Below are 16,806 nucleotides of genomic sequence, written 5' to 3'. Positions count from 1 at the left end.
CCAGGCGGTACGGTGAGGCCATGACGTTCAACAGCAACGCCGATGTGAGCGGGAGCGGCGCGAAGCGGCGCGGTCCCGGCGGCGGCGTGATCGCGGGAGGTGTCGGCGGTCTCGGCGCGATCGCGGTGATCCTGCTCCAGATCTTCACGGGCGGCGACTTCTCGAGCCTCCTCGGCGGGGGTGGCGGGCTGCAGGCGGGCCCGGGAACCGAGTCGGAGATCCAGAACTGCGAGACGGGCGCCGACGCCAATGCGAGCGTCGACTGCCGCCTCGCGGCCGGGTCGAAGGTCATCAACGAGTACTGGGCGACGCAGGTCCAGGGGTACCGCCCGCCGCAGCTCATCATCGTGGACGGATCGACGCCGACCTCGTGCGGCACGGCATCCAACGCCACCGGCCCCTTCTACTGCCCGCCCGAGGAGACCGTCTACATCGACCCGACCTTCTTCGACGTGCTCGAGCAGCAGTTCGGCGACCAGGCCGGGGAGCTCGCCCAGCTGTACGTCCTCGCGCACGAGTACGGCCACCACATCCAGCAGATCACGGGGATCTTCGATCGGTACCCGAACAACGGGACGGGTCCCGAGAGCAACGGGGTGCGGACGGAGCTGCAGGCCGACTGCTACGCGGGAGCCTGGGTCGCGGATGCCTCGGGGCCGACCGACGCGCACGGCGTCGCCTACCTCCAACGGCCGACCGAGGCGCAGATCCGTGACGCGCTGGATGCCGCGGCCGCCGTCGGCGACGACCACATCCAGCAGCAGTCGTCCGGCGTCGTGAACCCGGAGAGCTGGACGCACGGCTCGAGCGCGCAGCGTCAGCGGTGGTTCGCGACGGGCTACCAGGGCGGACCGCTGTCGTGCAACACGTTCGACGTCTCGGGGCGCGACCTGTGACGCCCGCCGGCGACCACCTCGACGACATCCTGTACCCGCCGATCGAGCCGTACGAGACCGGGTTCCTGCTCGTCGGCGACGGGCAGCGCGTGTACTGGGAGCAGTCCGGCAACCCCGACGGCAAGCCGGTCGTGTTCCTGCACGGCGGGCCCGGCGGCGGCACGTCGCCCTGGCAGCGGCGCTTCTTCGACCCCGACCGCTACCGGATCGTGCTGTTCGACCAGCGCGGCTGCGGCAGGTCCACGCCGCACATGAGTGCACCGGATGCCGACGCCCGCTACAACACGACGTGGCACCTCGTCGCCGACATCGAACTGCTCAGGCGGAACCTCGGCATCGAACGCTGGCAGGTCTTCGGCGGCTCCTGGGGATCGGCGCTCGCCCTCGCCTACGCCGAGTGCCACCCGGGGTCCGTCACCGAGATCGTGCTGCGCGGCGTCTTCACCCTCCGCCGCCACGAGCTCGAATGGTTCTACGAGGGCGGCGCATCGGCGCTCTACCCCGACCTCTGGGAGTCTTACCTCGCGCCCATCCCCGTCCTCGAGCGCTCGCGCATGATCGAGGCGTACCACCGGCGGCTGACCGACCCGGACCCCGCTGTGCACCAGCCCGCCGCGCACGCGTGGACGGCATGGGAGGCATCCACCCTCACGCTCGAGCCCGACGAGGGTCTCGTCGACTCGATGACCGAACCCGCGCACGCGCTCGCGTTCGCGCGCATCGAGAACCACTACTTCCTGAACGGCGGATGGTTCCGCGAGGGGCAGCTGATCGAGGACGTCGGAGCGATCCGCGGCATCCCGGCGGTCATCGTCCAGGGGCGCTACGACGTGTGCACGCCGATCATGACCGCGTGGGACCTGCACCGTGCGTGGCCCGAAGCGGACCTCGTCGTCGTGCCGGATGCCGGGCACTCGGCCACCGAGCCGGGCATTGCCCGCGCCCTCCGCGCCGCGACCGACCGCTTCGCCTCGGAGTAACCCCGCCCGTGTCCCACTCCGGGCGGGGGTGTCCCACTCCGGGCGGGGGTGTCCCACTCCGGGCGGGGGTGTCCCACTCCGGGCAGGGGTTGTCCCACTTGCGGCAGAGCATGTCCCACAAACGGCTGGTCTGGCCCTCCAAAAGCAACCGCTTTTGGGACATGGGATGCCGCTCTCGCGGGCGACGCCGGCCGCCTCACCCCTCGACTGCTAGAGTGGAAGCACTTGCAGCGCCGATCCTGGCGCTCTCGCGTCGTAGAACGCTTCCCTCGCCGCCCGGCCCCGACCGGATGATCGGCTGACATTCTTCGTACGGCGACCCTGTGCGCATATCCCGCAGAGGCCACCGATCCGGGCAGCACGCCCAGAAACATCCCTATGTCTGACATCACTTTCCGCACGCTCGGCGTGCCCGCCCCCCTGGTCGACGTCCTCGCGAAGGACGGCAAGACCTCCGCCTTCCCGATCCAGGTCGACACCCTGCCCGACACCCTCGCCGGCCGCGACGTGCTCGGCCGCGGCAAGACCGGCTCGGGCAAGACCCTCGCCTTCTCGATCCCGCTCGCCGCACGCCTCGGCGGAGCGCTCGCCGGCGGCTCCCGTCGCGCCGGTCGCATCCTCGGTCTCGTCCTCGCGCCGACGCGCGAGCTTGCGACGCAGATCAACGCGACGCTCGAGCCGCTCGCAGCCGCCTACGGCATGAAGACCACGACGATCTTCGGCGGCGTCAACCAGAACCGCCAGGTCGCGGCCCTGAAGGACGGCGTCGACATCGTCGTCGCCTGCCCCGGCCGCCTCGAGGATCTCATGAAGCAGGGCTTCGTGAAGTTGGATGCCGTGGAGATCACCGTCATCGACGAGGCCGACCACATGGCCGACCTCGGCTTCCTGCCGTCCGTCACGCGCATCCTCGCGGCGACGCCGACGAGTGGGCAGCGCATGCTGTTCTCCGCGACGCTCGACAACGGCGTGGACAAGCTCGTGAACCGGTTCCTCGAGAACGAGGTGCTGCACTCGGTCGACGAGGCGCACTCGCCCGTCGCCGCGATGACGCACCACGTGTTCCACGTCGCCGGCGCCGACGAGAAGAAGGAGCTCGTGCGCACGCTGGCGTCGGGCACGGGCCGCCGCATCCTCTTCATGCGCACGAAGCACCACGCCAAGAAGCTCGCGCAGGCGCTGACCGCGCAGGGGATCCCCTCGGTCGACCTGCACGGGAACCTGTCGCAGCCGGCGCGTGACCGCAACCTCGCGGCCTTCGCCTCGGGCGCCGCGAAGGTGCTCGTCGCGACGGATGTCGCCGCGCGCGGCGTGCACGTCGACGACGTCGAGCTCGTCATCCACGTCGACCCGCCCATGGAGCACAAGGCGTACCTGCACCGTTCCGGCCGCACGGCCCGCGCGGGTGCCGAGGGCTCGGTCGTGACCGTCGTCATGCCCGGCCAGGAGAAGGACGTCAAGGACCTGCTGCGGAAGGCCGCGATCACGGCGACCCCGGTGCGGGTCAGCGCGACGTCGCCCGAGGTGACCGAGCTCGTCGGCGAGGTCGCCCCGTACGTCAAGCCCGAGCCCAAGGTCGAGCAGCCGCGACGCGGCGAGGGCGGCGGCCGCAGCCAGGGTGCCAACGCGCAGCGCAAGCGCGCCGCGCGCGAGGCCGGCCAGGGCGGCTCCGGCCGCGGCCAGGCGGCGGGCGGTCAGCCCCGCAAGGACCGGTCGGGTCGCCCCGCCGCCGAGCGGACGGGTCGCGCGTCCCAGACCGCGGCCGCGCGGACCGAGGCGCCGCGGGCGCAGCGCCCCGCCCGTGACCACGGCGCAGCGTCGCAGGCGGCCCCGACGACGGGCAACCCCCGCACCTCGGGTCGCCGCGCCTCCCACACGGGCGGTGCGGCCGGCGGCAAGCTCATGGTCGGCTCGGTCGTGCGACAGAACGGCGCTCAGCGCCGCTCGGGTCGCTGACCCGTCGCAGCGCACTCACGAGAACTCCTCCGAACCGGCCGTGCCGGCGACCCGCCCCGCTGAATAACGCGGGACGGGGCGCCCGTCCCGCGCGGATCGGAGGAGTTTTCGCGCAGCTCAGGCCTGCCGTGCCCCGCGGATGAGGTCGGCCGCGCGCTCGCCGATCACGATCGCGGGTGCGTTGGTGTGGCCGCGGATGACCGTCGGCATGATCGAGGCATCCGCGACGCGAAGCCCCTGCACGCCGCGCACCCGCAGCTCCGGGTCGACGACCGATGTCTCGTCATCGCCCATCCGGGCCGTTCCGACGGGGTGGTAGAGGGTGTGCGAATAGCGGCGCAGGGATGCCTCGGCCCGCTCGGTGGGCGTCATCGTCTCGCCGCCTTCCGGCTGGACCCATCCGCCGGTCGTGACCGCCCCGAGCGCGTCGGTCGCGATGAGCCGTTCGCATTCGGCGAGGCCCGCGAGCATCGTCGCGGCGTCGACGCCCTCCGGGTCGCTGAGGTACGCGGGGTCGATGACCGCGGCATCCGTCGGATCTGCCGACGCCAGCCGGATCGTGCCGCGGCTGCGCGGTTGCAGCAGGATCGCGCCGACCGTCACGCCCTCGGCCGGCAAGGGGACGAGCCCCTCGCCGACGTAGGGGGCGGCCGCGAAGATTATCTCGATGTCGGGCAGGCCCTCGGCCGCCCCGGTCTCGTCGGCGACCGACGTGCGCACGAACCCGTACGCCTCGGCGACGTTCGACGTGAGCATGCCGCGCCGCCGGGTGAGGTAGCGGGCGAGCTCGGCGGGCTTCTCGGCGCCGTAGAGCGTGCCGTCGGATGCCGCGGGCGCGAGCCCGGCGACGAGGTGGTCCTGGAGGTTCTCGCCGACGTCGGGGGCGTCGACGAGCACCTCGATGCCGTGGGATGCCAGGTGGCCGGCCGGTCCGATGCCGCTCAGCATGAGCAGCTGCGGCGTGTTGATCGCGCCGCCCGCGAGGATGACTTCGCGCCGCGCGCGGGCGTGGCGGGTGATCCCGGCGATATCGACGTAGACGCCGGTCGCTCGGGGCAGCTCACCGGGGTCGGTGGAGAAGGTCACGCGCCGTACGAGGGCGTCGGTCACCACGCGGAGGCTCCCCCTGCCGCGCCTGCCGCGCCGGCGGAGCTCAGGGCGCCCGAGTGCGGGGCGCAGGTACGCGTCGGCGGTCGACGCCCGCGCACCGCGGTGCTGCGAGACCATCGTCTCGGAGAAGCCCTGTCCGTGCGGCAGGTTCGCCTCCGTCACGGGGTGGCCGAGTTCGCGGGCGGCGTTCAGGAACGCTGCGGTGTGCGGGCGGGGGTCGCGCTGGCGCGACACCGCCTGCGGGCCGCCGCGGCCGAGCGAGGGGTCTGCGGCATCCTCGGTGTCCTCCACGCGGAGGAAGTACGGCGCGAGCGCCGTCCACGACCAGCTCTCGCCCGCGACGGCGGCCCAGGCGTCGTAGTCGGCGGCGAATCCGCGCACCCACATCATCGCGTTGAGCGAGGACGAGCCGCCGAGCGTCTTGCCGCGCGGCCAGTAGATCGTGCGCCCCTCGAGGGCGGGCTGGGGGACGGTGTCGTAGTTCCAGTCGTACCGCCCGCGGAAGAGCTTCGAGAACGCGGCGGGCACATGCAGCTCGAGCGCCCGGTCGGCGGGTCCCGCCTCGAGCAGCAGCACCGACACGTCGGGGTCTTCGCTCAGCCGTGCCGCGAGGGCGCTCCCCGCCGACCCCGCTCCGACGATGACGTAGTCGGCCGTCCAGTCGCGCAGGTCCCGGCGCCGGCCGCCCAGCCCGCGACGGCTCACGCGCCGAAGGCCTTCACCAGCACGACCGACATCGCAGCCCAGTTCCCGTCGATGCGGAACCGCGTGAAACCCTCGCACACGGCCGCGCCGGTGCGTGACGTCACGAACCAGGGCGGCTTCGGCAGCACCGACAGCCCGTACCCGCGCACCGCCGAGGTCGCCGACCGCGGGAACGGGCGGAAGGGTCCGCGCACGACGGTGCGTTCGACGCGGTCGAGGAGGAACGCGTTGTGCACGATGCCGATGCCGCTCGGGGCGTCGTCGAGCGTGCCGCCCGGGTAGGCACCCCACGTCGCGGTCGGCGTGAGGAAGCCGAATGCCGTCCAGGCGTTGATCGCGACCGTGCCGTAGTGCAGGTCGGCGATCGCCCGCTCGAAGCCGGCGCCGAGCACGGACTGCGACGCGGGGTCGATCAGCACGTTCGCACCGAGCGTGCCGGTGAGTCGGTCGTTCGCGTGGGCGATCGCGCCGTCGAGGAACTCCTGCCCCGTCCCCGGGAGCGCGACGACGCCGAGCACGGGCGAGAAGTACTCCGTCGTCTCGACGGCGTTCGCGTCGGCGGGGGAGGCCTCGACCAGTGCGCGCGTGCCGTCGCCGCACCACGTGGCGTCGGGGTAGGCCGCGCGCGCGGCATCCAGCTTGTCGGAGCTGTGCGGGTACCAGACCGGGCGCGCGGGTGCGCGGTCGTACGCGGCGCGCAGCTCGGCGAGGAACTCCTCGCGCTGCGGCCAGTCGCGGCTGAGGAGGACGACCTGCCCCGCGATGCAGTTGTGGCCGCTGTTGTGCAGGCGCATCGTCACGACGTGCTCGGCCTGGTAGCGGAGGTCCGCGCGCGACCACTCGCCGGGGACGACGATGATCGGGGAGACTCCACCGAGTTCTGCGGTGATCGGCACGGACAGACCGGGAACGATCGCACGGAACGTCGCCTCGGACCCGGTGATGTGCACGTGCGAGATGTCGGGATGCCGCGTGAGGTACGCGCCCACGTCGCCGCCGCCCGAGACGATCCGCAGGAATCCGGGTTCGATGAGCGGCGCGAGCGCGCGCTGGAAGACCGGTACGAGCGCGTCCTGCGTGGGGTTCACCTTGAGGATCGCGACGCGGTTGAACGCCATCAGCTCGTACAGCACGTCGAGGTACGGGATCGAGGTGATGTTGCCCGCGCCGAGGACGAGCCCGACGCCTCCCGATGCCGTGGGATGCCGCTGCCCGAGCCCCGCCGCGCTCCGCGCCTCGGCGGGCGTCACGCCCGGCTCCAGCCACACCTCGGTCTCGTAGCCCGACAGCAGGAGGCGATCGGTCGCGGTGAGGGGCGAGGTGTGCACGACCGTCCGCCCGCCCGGGGCGGTGCCGGTCTTCACTCCGGCGAGGGGCGACCGTCCGTCCGCGAGCGCGCCGAGCGTGTCGGCGTAGGCGTCGACCGCGACGAGCGCCGCGTACGGCCCCGACAGCCATTCCTCTCCGCGCAGCGGATGGCCGGGGGCAAGGCCCTTCGTTGTGGATGCCGCGTCCGCCCACTCCTCCGCGACGGCGGCGGTCGTGGCGCGCACGCGACGCAGCAGTGCGCGGCGCTGCGACAGCGTGAGCAGACTCCAGGTGCGTGCGCCGGTCTGCAGCTGCGTGATCGCCTCGTCGAGCGGCGCGTGCTCCGTCGTCGTGGTCACTTCCCTCTCCTTCGAATGGATGCCAGCCGGAACGGGTGCCAGGTGGAATGAATGCCAGGGCGGGTGCCGGGCGGACTTTCGGGAGACCGCCCGACACCCGCTGTGCACAGCCTACGGCTGAAGTGGCACTCGGTTCCCGTGAGATTGCTCCTCGATGTCATCGCGGCGCAGTCGATAGCGGGCGAGGGGCACGAGGCTCGCCACGACGAGCGCCGCGGGCAGGACGCTGAAACTCAGGACGATGCCCGCGATCGCGGCATCCGGCTGGGTCACGCTCGCCCCCGCCACGCGCTCGACGTAGCCGGTCGCGGCGAGAACGATCGCGAGCACCGTCGCGCCGAGCGCGAAGCCGGTCGTCTCGCCGGCGGTCCAGACACCGCCGAACGCTCCGGCCCGGCCGGGGCCGTGGGTGCGCGCGTCGTGGCTGATGACGTCGGGAAGCATCGCCATCGGCAGCGACTGCATGCCCGCGTACGCAACGCCCGCCGCGGCGACCGACACGTAGATCCAGCCGCCGGGGGCCCATAGCGCGGCGACCGTCGAGAGGGCCGCGGCGGCGAACAGGATGCCGGCGGCGGCGAACGAGCGCTCCTTGCCCGCTCGCCGGGCGAGGGCGCCCCACGCGGGGGCCGCGACCAGAGCGGGAGCGATCAGGGCGACGAAGAGCAGCGTCACGGCATCCTCCGAACGCAGCACCCACGTCGCGAGGTATTGCGCTCCGGCGAGCATGAGGCCCGTCGCGAGCGCCTGCAGCACGAACGTCAGCAGCAGCGCGCGGAACGGCTGACTGCGCCGGAGCGTGTCGAACGCGGAGCGGAAGTTGTCGCGGATGCCGCCGGCCGGCGACGAGGCGTCGGGGCCGACCCGGTGCGCGGGGGCGACGCCCGCGGCATCCGCGATGAGTTCCGCCTCCTCCGCCGTGCTCGTGCCGCCGGCGGCCATCGCCGAACGGGTGCGCAGGCCCCGGCGGGCGACGGAGGCGGCGATCAGCATGCCGATGCCGATCGCGACGCCCGAGACGACGCCCATGACGAGGTACCCGGTCGTCGGATCGCCCGTCGCCTTGCGCAGCAGCGGTCCGCCCGCGCCGAACAGGAGGATCGCGAAGGTGAGGACGACGACGCGCCACGTCAGCAGACGCGTGCGCTCGTCGTACCGGTCGGTGAGCTCTGCGGGGAGGGCGATGTACGGCACCTGGAAGAGGCTGAACGCCGTCGCGGTGAGGAGGAACGCGACGAGCACCCAGGCGGCGCCGATCGCGGGCGCGAGGCCGGGCGGCACCGCGAAGGTGAGGGCGAAGAGCACCGGCAGGCTCACCCCGCCGATCACCATGAGACGTCGCCGTGACCCGTGCCGGCGCAGGTCCTCGTCGGTGAGCGCACCGACGACGGGGTCGATGACGACGTCCCACACCTTTGCCGCGGTGACGATGATGCCGGCCATCAGAGCTGCGACGCCGAGACTGTCGGTCAGGTAGTACGTCAGGACGAGGCCCGGAAGCGTCGCGAAGCCGCCCGTGCCGATCGAACCGGCGGCATACGTCGCGATCGTACCGCGGCGCAGGCGCGCGTCACCGCGCCGGGGTGCGTCATTGCCCATGCCGCTCACCCTAATGGGCGCGACGGGCGGTCCCAGGGGAGTGGGGTCAGATCAGCGCGAGCTCGCGCAGCTTGGCCGCCACGTCGTCGTTCGACGGCTCGACGTGATGCGTCGCATCGGGGTAGACGACGACAGGGATGTTCGTGCGGCCCGAGATCTCACGCGCCACCTCGGCGGCGGAGGGGTCGGCTTCGAGGTCGACGTAGGTGTACGCGACACCGAGGTCGTCGAGCTGCGCCTTGGTGCGGCGGCAGTCGCGGCACCACTCGGCGCCGAACATCGTGATCGTCGAGGCGGGGGAGTCGGAGGTCATGATTCCAGCGTACGGCCGCTCGCCTGGGGGATGGCCGGTTTCGCGACGGTCTGTGCCACGCGCTTCTTCGGCGCGTAGACGAACAGGGCGTGGTAGACGAACCGCACCACGAACGCGGCGGCGAGAGTGATCGCCGCAGCGAGCACGCTCGGGATGTGCGCGCTCTGGACGAGCAGCGCGAGCACCGGGATCCGCACGATCGCCTCGGCGCCGTTGAACGTGAACGACTTGATGAACCGCAGCCACATCTGGCCGGACTCGGCGCGCATGTCCGCGAAGACGAGGTACTCCAGCAGCAGGAAGTTGCCGATGATCGTCACGACGCTCGCGATGATCGCGGCGGGCAGGTAGTCCATGCCGAGACGGATGAGGCCCCACATGATGACGAGGTTCGCGATCGCTCCGACACCGCCGACGAGGGCGAACGCCGACATGCGGCCGAAGCGGAGCATCGCGAGCTGCGTGAGGAACCGCATACCCTGCGCGAAGCTCGCCTTCGACTCGCCCGCGTAGCGCGAGGCGAACGCGAACGGCACTTCGCCGATGCGGAGCTGGCGGCGCGCGAGGATCTCGAGCAGGATCTTGAATCCGCGCGGGCGGAGGTCGCCGATCTCGACGGCGTCGCGGTCGACGAGGAAGAAGCCCGTCATCGGGTCGGTCGTCCCGTGGAGCTTCCGGGGGAACATCGACTTGGTGAGGAGCGTCGACGCGCGCGAGACGGCGGTGCGGGTGGCGTTCGCGAGGCCCCCGGCTGTGCCGCCGGCGACGTAGCGGGATGCCACGACGATGTCGACGTCGCCGACGGCGGCGCGGTCGAGCATGCGGGGGATGTCCTCCGGCGGGTGCTGCAGGTCGCCGTCCATGACGAGGCACCAGCGGGAGTCCGCGGCGTGGAAGCCGTCGACGACGGCGCCGCCGAGGCCGGCGGTCGGCTGGTCGCGGTGGATGAGGCGCACGGGGAAGTCCGCGGCATCCGCCGCCTGCCGGATGAGGTCGGGGGTGTCGTCGGTCGAGTCGTCGACGAAGAGGATCTCGAATGACCGGCCGCGCAGCGACGCGCCGACGCGGCGGACGAGCTCTGCCACATTGGGACCTTCGTTGAAGGTCGGAACGATGACGGTGAGATCCATGGGGGCTGCTCGCGTTTCGCCGGCGGAGGGGGACTCCTCAGCGTAGCGAGGGCCACCTGCGGCTGTCCCGAGTGTGGTCTGTCAGTTCCCTATGTGCTAGCGATGCGTCATCACCCGGTCATCGCTCGTCCACCTGGCCGTCAGCCGATGAGCTTCTTCACGTCGGGCACGCCCATTCCGTAGTTGATGCGGATGCACGGCAGCGTCATCTTGTCGGCGCCGACTGTCACGTACCCCTGCTCGATCGTGCGCGCCATGTCGAAGCCCGCCATCCGCAGGCCTTCGTGCGAGCGTTCGTCGTTGTGACCGAACGGGTAGGCCATGATCTCGTGCGAGGCGGCGACGCTCACCCCGATCCCCTGCAGCGCGGCGGCGGAGGCCTCCATGTCGGCCGCGATCTCCTCGGGCGAGAGGTTCACCATCTGGCCTTTGCCGTTGGCGCCCGCGGTATGCATGTTGTTGGTGTGCGAGCGGGACAGGACGAAGCGGTTCTGCTGCGCGGCCCCGTCGCCCGTGATGTCGAACGACGTCACCATGAGCTGCAGCTGCTCGTTGATGGGCGAGGCCATCGTGAGCCACGTGGGGTCGGCGTCGTCGTCGGTGATGATGACGGAGTGGTCGGGCAGGTACAGGGCGCCGTCGATGAAGGCGCTCAGCTCGTCCCACGTCGGGAGGTAGAACGCCGAGTCCTTGATGTACTGCATCGTGGCCCGGTAGTCCTCGATGTAGGAGTAGTTGCCGCGCAGCCAGCCGTCCTCGCCGCCGGGCTTGTCGGTGAACTGGTGGTACATCATGATCGGGATGCGCGCGCCCACCGCGGCCGCGGCGGCCGCGGTCGTCCAGGCGCCGTAGAGCGTCTTCTGCTGGTCGGTGCAGCTCACGAGGTCCGAACCGTTGACCCTGACCGCCGGGTTCGACGCGCCGGTGGCCGGATCGGCGGATGCCGCGGCAGCGGACGCCGCGTCGGCGTACCACCCGGCGAAGGCGCGCCCGTCGGCGCGGGGGATCGGCAGCCGATCGTACAGGCGGTCCTGGATCTGCAGCTGCGGGTCGATCGTCGTCCCGTCGAGCTGGAAGGAGACGGCGCAGGCGCCGGGCTTGTCGGCGTTGTCCTTCAGGAGCTGTTCGGCTGCCGTCAGCGGGGTGGGCGTCGGGGTCGGGGTCTCGACCTGTGCGGGGGTCTGCGTCGCGGCATCCGTCGTCGTCCCCGTGCCGCAGGCCGACATCGTCGCGGCGGAGAGGACGAGTGCCCCCACCATGACTGTGCGCATCCACGGCTCGAGCTGCCCGCGACGTGTGCCCATGTTCTGTCCCCCGGTCCGCGGCGCACGCGCGCCGCGGCTCATCATAGGGGCCGGATGCGGCGAAATGCCGTCAGGCCGGGTGATCCTCGCGATTCGTTGATGCAGGATGTCTGGTCGGGTGCCGTGGACCGGGTTCGGCGGGGTCGGTGCGTGGCACCATCGGTCCATGGTCTTCACGATCCGAGAGCCGCAACGGGCCGATGCGCCGACGATCGCCGACCTCCACGTCGCGACGTGGAAAGAGGCATACGCGCACCTGCTTCCCGCCGAGTACTTCTCTGACGACTACGTCGAGAAGCGGCACCGTATGTGGCATCACGTGCTGTCCGAACCGCGGGACGACATGACGATCCGTCTGGCCGAGGTCGATGGGGAAGCCGTCGGGTTCGCGTGGACCGGCCCCGGGGAGGGGCGGGAGGGTGAGGAGCCGCCGCGTGATCGGCTGCTGTACGCCCTCTACGTGCGGGCATCCGAATATGGGACGGGCGTGGGGCAGGCTCTGCTCGACGAGGTGCTCGGGTCGGAGTCGGCGATGCTGTGGGTCGCGAAGGAGAACCCGCGCGCGACGGCGTTCTACCGGCGCAACGGCTTCCGCTTCGACGGGGTCGAGCAGACCGATCCGCACGCGCCTCTCATCACCGACGCGCGGATGGTGAGGTAGCCGGGCTGCGTTCGGACGGTCACTGCGTGCGGCGCTCGGCGAGGATGGCGCCGACGTCGCGGTGGCCGCGTTCCGTGCGCCGGTGCGTCTCGATGATATCGAAGCCGGCGGCATCCAGGACGGCGCTCAGAGCGGTCGCCGGCCAGCGATAGGCGCGGATGACGGCGTGGTCGAAAGGCTCGATCTCCGTGCCGTGGAAGAAGCCGAGGAGCAGTGTGCCGCCGGGGCGCAGAACGCGCGCGAACTCGGCCAGCGGAACGGGGATCCGTGACGGCTCGTGATGGATGGTCGAGAACCAGGCCAGGATGCCGCCGAGGGAACCATCGCGCTCATCGATCGCGTCGATGTCTCCGATGTCGATGGTGGTGTCGGGATAGGTGGCACGGGCGTGTGCGACGAACTCCGGGGCGATGTCGATGCCGCGCACATCGAGTCCGAGCCCGCGGAGGTAGTCGGTCCAGTGGCCCGGCCCACAGCCGGCATCGAGCACGCGACCAGCGGCCGTGCGCGCCCACGTGTCAACGAGTTGCCGGTCGCTCGGATGCACGGCATCCATCGACCCGAGGGCATCGGCGTACTCGGCGGCGCGGGTGGAGTACGCGGACGCCACGCCCGGTGTCGAAGGAGGCTGCACAGGGACAGTCTCGTCGATGCAGCAGCCCCGACTCAGATCCGCTCGATGCCGGCGTGCCCCTGCGCCCGTCGACCGAACACGAACCACGCGATCGAACCGACGAACGGGAACAACAGGGCGACCAGAATCCAGATCGCCTTCTCGGCGCCCGACGCCTTCGAGGCACCGATGCTGACCAGCGCGCCGACCCACAACGCGAGCGAACCGATCACCAGAATCAAGATGAGCACGTGCGGCAGCGCCAGACGGCGCCCAGTACGGTCGGAATCATGAGCACCTTCTTCCTTGCCCGCCACGGCGAGACTGTCTGGCACGCCGACCACCGCTACGCGGGGGTGTCGGATGTCGCGCTCACCCGGCATGGTCTCGGGCAGGCGGCGGCGCTCGGCGCCTGGGCTGCGGATGCCGCGCTCGACACGATCGTCGCCTCGCCGCTGTCGCGTGCGTCGCGATCGGCCGCGCCCGCCGCCGAGACGACGGGTATCGATGTCCGCGTGGATGCGCGGCTGGTCGAGATCGACTTCGGGGTGGGTGAGGGGCTCACTCCCGAGGAGCTCGCTGAGCGCCACCCGGCCGAGTGGGACGCCTTCCGGCGGGCCCCGGCATCCGTGCCCCTGCCGGAGGGGGAGAGTGGGCGCGACGGCATCCGCCGTGCGCTCCCCGTCTTCGACGAGCTGACCCGCGAGAAACCCGACGGACGAGTGCTGATCGTGGCGCACGCGACTCTGCTGCGGCTGCTGATTTGCGAGTTCGCCGGCATCGACCCCGACGGCTATCGCGACCTGTTCCCTGTGCTTGGCAACTGCACCGTCACGACGCTCGTGTACCCCTGGACGCCCGAGGGACCGGTCGGTCCCGGGCGCCCCAAGGCGCGCCTGCTCGGCTTTGACGTGCCGCCCTCGCGCGCCGGGGCCTGACTGTCAGCGGGGGCGGGGTAAAGGTGGCGCGTATAGCCGCTTCCGCGCTCTGGAAGTGGCAATATGCGCCACCTTTCGTCGCCGGCACGGCATCGGCGACCTGATCGGTGCCGCCCTCGGAGAAGCCCCTCACCTGGGCAAAGCAAAACCCCCGCCATGTAGAAGCTAGGCGAGGGTTTCTGGGACCGTTGTAACGACGGTCCGTGTGGCTCCGACGGGCGTCGATCCCGTGACCTCACGATTTTCAGTCGTGCGCTCTACCAACTGAGCTACAGAGCCGCATGGCATCCGAAGAGCCATGTCGTAGACGAAAGGCCCTCTGCTAACAAAGGGCCCGTCGCTATGAGCGACCCTGACGGGACTTGAACCCGCGACCTCCGCCGTGACAGGGCGGCACGCTAACCAACTGCGCTACAGGGCCATGCGTATTCAATTGTGTGTCGGAGAGTGACCCCAACGGGATTCGAACCCGTGCTACCGCCGTGAAAGGGCGGCGTCCTAGGCCGCTAAACGATGGGGCCGAGCGAACCCTGCGGCTCACGCTTACCGAGGGTCAAGCATACGAGATCCTCGGTCAAATCGGAAATCGAGGGCGTGGGCTCCGCCGCCCGGGCGCGTCGAGAGCGAGGATGGCGGAGAGTGTGGATGCCGCGACGAAGCGTGAGAACCCTGGGCAGACGCCGCGAATGTTGTTAGTGTGACTGGTGTTGTGCGTGTGATTTCTACACCCGAACGCGCGCACGCGGCATCCGCGCAGCACGAACGCGACAAGCAGACCGAGAGGGCGGGCACGGTGATGAACGAGGCCGGATCGGCGGAGGACTGCGGCTGCGCGCCGAGCCCCCGCGAACTGCGTACCCTCAAGAACCCGGTCTCGCGTCGCATGGCCATCGGCTTCGGTGGGCTCGGCGTCCTCGGGATCGGTGCTCTCGCACTCGGCCTCGGCCCGGCGGCCTTCGCGGCCGACTACCCGTCGTGGGACGACGTCCAGAACGCGAAGAACAACGAGGCCGCCAAGGCGTCTGAGATCACCCGGATCGAAGGCCTCATCGCCGCGCTCCAGGCGGATGTCGCCGCCAAGCAGGCCGAGGCGCAGCGGCTGGCCGACGAATACGTCGCCGCCCAGATCGCTTACGAGACCGCCGTCGACAAGGCGAACGCGCTGCAGTCCCAGGCGGACGCCGAGTCCGCGCGTGCGACGGCGACCGCGCAGAAGCTCGGACGCCTCGCCGCCCAGCAGTACCGCAACGGCGGCGACGACGCCGCACTCGAGCTCTTCTTCTCCGGCTCGGCAGCGAGCGCCGACGACCTCCTCGCCAAGCTCGGCACGATGGACCGCGTCGTCGCGGCGAACAAAGGCGTCTACGCGGATGCCGTCAGCGCCCGCAACAACGCGCAGAACCTCAGCAACCTCGCGCAGGCCGCCCGCGACGAGCGCGATCGCCTGCAGCAGGAAGCCCAGCAGAAGATGGTCGCCGCCCAGGACGCAGCGCAGGCCGCACAGGCCGCCCTCGACGCGCAGACGCAGAACCTCGGCACCCTCCAGGCGCAGCTCGCCGCCCTCAAGGACGAGACGGCCAAGACCGTCGCCGACTACGAGGCCGGTGTCGAAGCCGCCCGCCAGGCCGAGATCGCCCGTCAGGCCGCTCTCGCCGAAGAGCGCCGCAGAGCCGCCGAAGAAGCCGCGAACAACGCCAACAACGGTGGCGGAGGAGGCGGTGGCGGTGGTGGCGGCGGAGGTCAAGCCGGCACGGGCGGATGGGTCCGCCCGGCATCCGGCTACATCTCCTCCTGGTTCGGCGCCCGAGGCTCCGTCTGCGGAGCGAACGGCTGCACGAGCAGCGGCCACCGCGGCATCGACTTCGCCACGGGCTGCTGGTCGCCGATCTACGCCGCGGCATCCGGCACGGTCATCTTCGCCGCCTACACCAGCGACTGGGGCAACTACATCAAGATCGACAACGGCGGCGGCATCGTCACCGGGTACGCCCACATCGTGAACGGCGGATTCAACGTCGGCTACGGCCAGTGGGTCAACGCCGGTGACGTCATCGCGTACGTCGGGGCGACCGGACTCGCCGACGGCTGCCACCTCCACTTCGAGGTGTACCAGTGGGGCACGCGCATCGACCCGGCGCCCGTCCTCCTCGACCACGGCATCAACGTCTACTGACGTCCGACGCCCCCGAACGCAGAAGAGCGGATGCCGAGGCATCCGCTCTTCCCGGCTGAACCGGTCAGATGGTCTTCGGCGCGTGCCCCTCGCCCTGCGTGGCGGTCTGCGCGCCCTCGTCCTGGAAGCGCTGGAAGGCCTCGGCGACGAGGCGCTCGGCCTCGGCGGCATCCGCCCACTGGTCGACCTTGACCCACTTGTTCGGCTCGAGGTCCTTGTAGTGCTCGAAGAAGTGGCCGATCTCGCCCTTGGTCCACTCGTCGAGGTCGTCGACGTCCTGGACGTGGTCCCAGCGCGGGTCCTTCGCAAGCACGGCCACGACCTTGTCGTCACCGCCGGCTTCGTCGAGCATCTTCAGCACGGCGACGGGGCGCACCTTGGCCATGACGCCCGGGTAGAGATCGCGGTCGAGCAGCAGCAGCACGTCGAGCGGGTCGCCGTCCTCGCCGAGCGTGTCCTCGAAGAAGCCGTAGTTGGCGGGGTAGCCCATCGGGGTGAACAGGACGCGATCGAGGAACACCCGGCCGGTGCCGTGGTCGACCTCGTACTTGACGCGGCTACCGCGCGGGATCTCGATGACGGCGTCGTATGCGCCCATGCTGGTGCTCCTTCGGAAGGTCTGGGATGGCCGGGTCCAGCCTAGTCGCGCGGGCCCGGCGTACCGTATTCAGTCTGCCCGCGCTCGGGGCGTCGCTCGACGCCCGTCATTCCGGGGTTCAGCCGCTCGCGCGCACGCGGGGAGACTGAATTGCGAACGGGGC

Annotated in this window: 15 protein-coding genes and 3 tRNA genes; 6 read left to right on the top strand and 12 right to left on the bottom strand. The window is 70.9% G+C overall.

Going from position 1 to position 16,806, the window contains the following annotated elements:
- Positions 1-20: 20 nt before the first annotated feature.
- The 3 genes from J0I43_RS04945 to J0I43_RS04935 all read left to right on the top strand — a co-directional run bounded on the left by J0I43_RS04945 (position 21) and on the right by J0I43_RS04935 (position 3,832).
- Positions 21-896, top strand: a complete 876-nt coding sequence (locus J0I43_RS04945; protein ID WP_292859946.1) for a neutral zinc metallopeptidase — start codon at positions 21-23, stop codon at positions 894-896.
- A complete protein-coding gene (gene pip / locus J0I43_RS04940) occupies positions 893-1,876 on the top strand; it encodes a prolyl aminopeptidase (RefSeq protein ID WP_292859943.1) in 984 nt (327 codons plus the stop codon). Before J0I43_RS04945 ends, pip begins: the two co-directional genes overlap by 4 nt.
- A gap of 378 nt (positions 1,877-2,254) precedes the next feature.
- Complete coding sequence (locus J0I43_RS04935) at positions 2,255-3,832, top strand: DEAD/DEAH box helicase (RefSeq protein ID WP_292859940.1); 1,578 nt, start codon at positions 2,255-2,257, stop codon at positions 3,830-3,832.
- A 117-nt stretch (positions 3,833-3,949) separates the two neighbouring features.
- On the opposite strand, the gene J0I43_RS04930 is transcribed toward J0I43_RS04935, so the two are convergent.
- From J0I43_RS04930 to J0I43_RS04905, 6 genes are all read right to left on the bottom strand, one after another.
- Positions 3,950-5,647 (bottom strand): GMC family oxidoreductase, encoded by a 1,698-nt coding sequence (locus tag J0I43_RS04930; RefSeq protein WP_292859937.1) that lies wholly within the window; start codon positions 5,645-5,647, stop codon positions 3,950-3,952.
- Positions 5,644-7,314: an aldehyde dehydrogenase family protein gene (locus J0I43_RS04925; RefSeq protein ID WP_292859934.1), complete on the bottom strand. Its 1,671-nt coding sequence runs from the start codon at positions 7,312-7,314 to the stop codon at positions 5,644-5,646. Before J0I43_RS04925 ends, J0I43_RS04930 begins: the two co-directional genes overlap by 4 nt.
- A 111-nt stretch (positions 7,315-7,425) precedes the next feature.
- Positions 7,426-8,913, bottom strand: a complete 1,488-nt coding sequence (locus tag J0I43_RS04920; protein ID WP_292859931.1) for an MFS transporter — start codon at positions 8,911-8,913, stop codon at positions 7,426-7,428.
- A 46-nt stretch (positions 8,914-8,959) separates the two neighbouring features.
- Positions 8,960-9,226, bottom strand: coding sequence for a glutaredoxin domain-containing protein (locus J0I43_RS04915; protein WP_292859928.1), 267 nt, complete (start codon positions 9,224-9,226; stop codon positions 8,960-8,962).
- Positions 9,223-10,356 (bottom strand): glycosyltransferase family 2 protein, encoded by a 1,134-nt coding sequence (locus J0I43_RS04910; protein ID WP_292859925.1) that lies wholly within the window; start codon positions 10,354-10,356, stop codon positions 9,223-9,225. The genes J0I43_RS04915 and J0I43_RS04910 overlap by 4 nt, the downstream gene beginning before the upstream one ends.
- A 140-nt stretch (positions 10,357-10,496) precedes the next feature.
- Entirely contained in the window at positions 10,497-11,660 is a 1,164-nt protein-coding gene (locus J0I43_RS04905) for a polysaccharide deacetylase family protein (RefSeq protein ID WP_292859922.1), read from the bottom strand.
- Between the two features lie 166 nt (positions 11,661-11,826).
- Here J0I43_RS04905 and J0I43_RS04900 point away from each other — a divergent pair, with 166 nt between their 5' ends.
- Positions 11,827-12,321, top strand: coding sequence for a GNAT family N-acetyltransferase (locus J0I43_RS04900; RefSeq protein ID WP_292859919.1), 495 nt, complete (start codon positions 11,827-11,829; stop codon positions 12,319-12,321).
- Positions 12,322-12,340: 19 nt separating this feature from the next.
- On the opposite strand, the gene J0I43_RS04895 is transcribed toward J0I43_RS04900, so the two are convergent.
- Together J0I43_RS04895 and J0I43_RS04890 are read right to left on the bottom strand one after the other, a co-directional pair.
- Positions 12,341-12,931 carry a class I SAM-dependent methyltransferase gene (locus J0I43_RS04895; protein WP_292859917.1) on the bottom strand — a complete coding sequence of 197 codons (591 nt, stop codon included), beginning with the start codon at positions 12,929-12,931 and terminating at the stop codon, positions 12,341-12,343.
- 56 nt (positions 12,932-12,987) lie between these two features.
- On the bottom strand, positions 12,988-13,251 hold the full coding sequence (locus tag J0I43_RS04890; RefSeq protein ID WP_292859914.1) for a PLD nuclease N-terminal domain-containing protein: 264 nt from the start codon (positions 13,249-13,251) through the stop codon (positions 12,988-12,990).
- Here J0I43_RS04890 and J0I43_RS04885 point away from each other — a divergent pair.
- Positions 13,225-13,872, top strand: coding sequence for a histidine phosphatase family protein (locus J0I43_RS04885; RefSeq protein WP_292859911.1), 648 nt, complete (start codon positions 13,225-13,227; stop codon positions 13,870-13,872). The two genes, J0I43_RS04890 and J0I43_RS04885, sit on opposite strands and share 27 nt — an antisense overlap.
- Positions 13,873-14,078: 206 nt before the next feature.
- Here J0I43_RS04885 and J0I43_RS04880 read toward each other — a convergent pair.
- The 3 genes from J0I43_RS04880 to J0I43_RS04870 form a co-directional block, all read right to left on the bottom strand.
- Positions 14,079-14,151, bottom strand: a tRNA-Phe gene (locus tag J0I43_RS04880).
- 68 nt (positions 14,152-14,219) lie between these two features.
- Positions 14,220-14,293: transfer RNA gene (locus J0I43_RS04875), tRNA-Asp, on the bottom strand.
- A gap of 27 nt (positions 14,294-14,320) precedes the next feature.
- Positions 14,321-14,393, bottom strand: a tRNA-Glu gene (locus J0I43_RS04870).
- A gap of 275 nt (positions 14,394-14,668) precedes the next feature.
- Between J0I43_RS04870 and J0I43_RS04865 the strand changes: the two genes are divergently transcribed.
- Positions 14,669-16,045: a peptidoglycan DD-metalloendopeptidase family protein gene (locus J0I43_RS04865; RefSeq protein WP_292860600.1), complete on the top strand. Its 1,377-nt coding sequence runs from the start codon at positions 14,669-14,671 to the stop codon at positions 16,043-16,045.
- A gap of 64 nt (positions 16,046-16,109) precedes the next feature.
- On the opposite strand, the gene J0I43_RS04860 is transcribed toward J0I43_RS04865, so the two are convergent.
- A complete protein-coding gene (locus J0I43_RS04860; RefSeq protein ID WP_292859908.1) occupies positions 16,110-16,643 on the bottom strand; it encodes an inorganic diphosphatase in 534 nt (177 codons plus the stop codon).
- Positions 16,644-16,806 lie beyond the last annotated feature (163 nt).

It is taken from the genome of Microbacterium sp., assembly GCF_017305435.1.
Lineage (GTDB): Bacteria > Actinomycetota > Actinomycetes > Actinomycetales > Microbacteriaceae > Microbacterium.
Note: the sequence above shows the minus strand (reverse complement) of the source record. Positions and strands in the feature narration are given on the sequence as shown.

What these genes read in the sequence shown, in the direction of transcription:
- J0I43_RS04915 (WP_292859928.1), bottom strand. Translation starts at nt 9,226, where the DNA reads ATGACCTCCGACTCCCCCGCCTCGACGATCACGATGTTCGGCGCCGAG.
- J0I43_RS04905 (WP_292859922.1), bottom strand. Translation starts at nt 11,660, where the DNA reads ATGGGCACACGTCGCGGGCAGCTCGAGCCGTGGATGCGCACAGTCATG.
- J0I43_RS04865 (WP_292860600.1), top strand. Translation starts at nt 14,669, where the DNA reads ATGAACGAGGCCGGATCGGCGGAGGACTGCGGCTGCGCGCCGAGCCCC.
- J0I43_RS04900 (WP_292859919.1), top strand. Translation starts at nt 11,827, where the DNA reads ATGGTCTTCACGATCCGAGAGCCGCAACGGGCCGATGCGCCGACGATC.
- J0I43_RS04935 (WP_292859940.1), top strand. Translation starts at nt 2,255, where the DNA reads ATGTCTGACATCACTTTCCGCACGCTCGGCGTGCCCGCCCCCCTGGTC.
- J0I43_RS04945 (WP_292859946.1), top strand. Translation starts at nt 21, where the DNA reads ATGACGTTCAACAGCAACGCCGATGTGAGCGGGAGCGGCGCGAAGCGG.
- J0I43_RS04910 (WP_292859925.1), bottom strand. Translation starts at nt 10,356, where the DNA reads ATGGATCTCACCGTCATCGTTCCGACCTTCAACGAAGGTCCCAATGTG.
- J0I43_RS04860 (WP_292859908.1), bottom strand. Translation starts at nt 16,643, where the DNA reads ATGGGCGCATACGACGCCGTCATCGAGATCCCGCGCGGTAGCCGCGTC.
- J0I43_RS04885 (WP_292859911.1), top strand. Translation starts at nt 13,225, where the DNA reads ATGAGCACCTTCTTCCTTGCCCGCCACGGCGAGACTGTCTGGCACGCC.
- J0I43_RS04920 (WP_292859931.1), bottom strand. Translation starts at nt 8,913, where the DNA reads ATGGGCAATGACGCACCCCGGCGCGGTGACGCGCGCCTGCGCCGCGGT.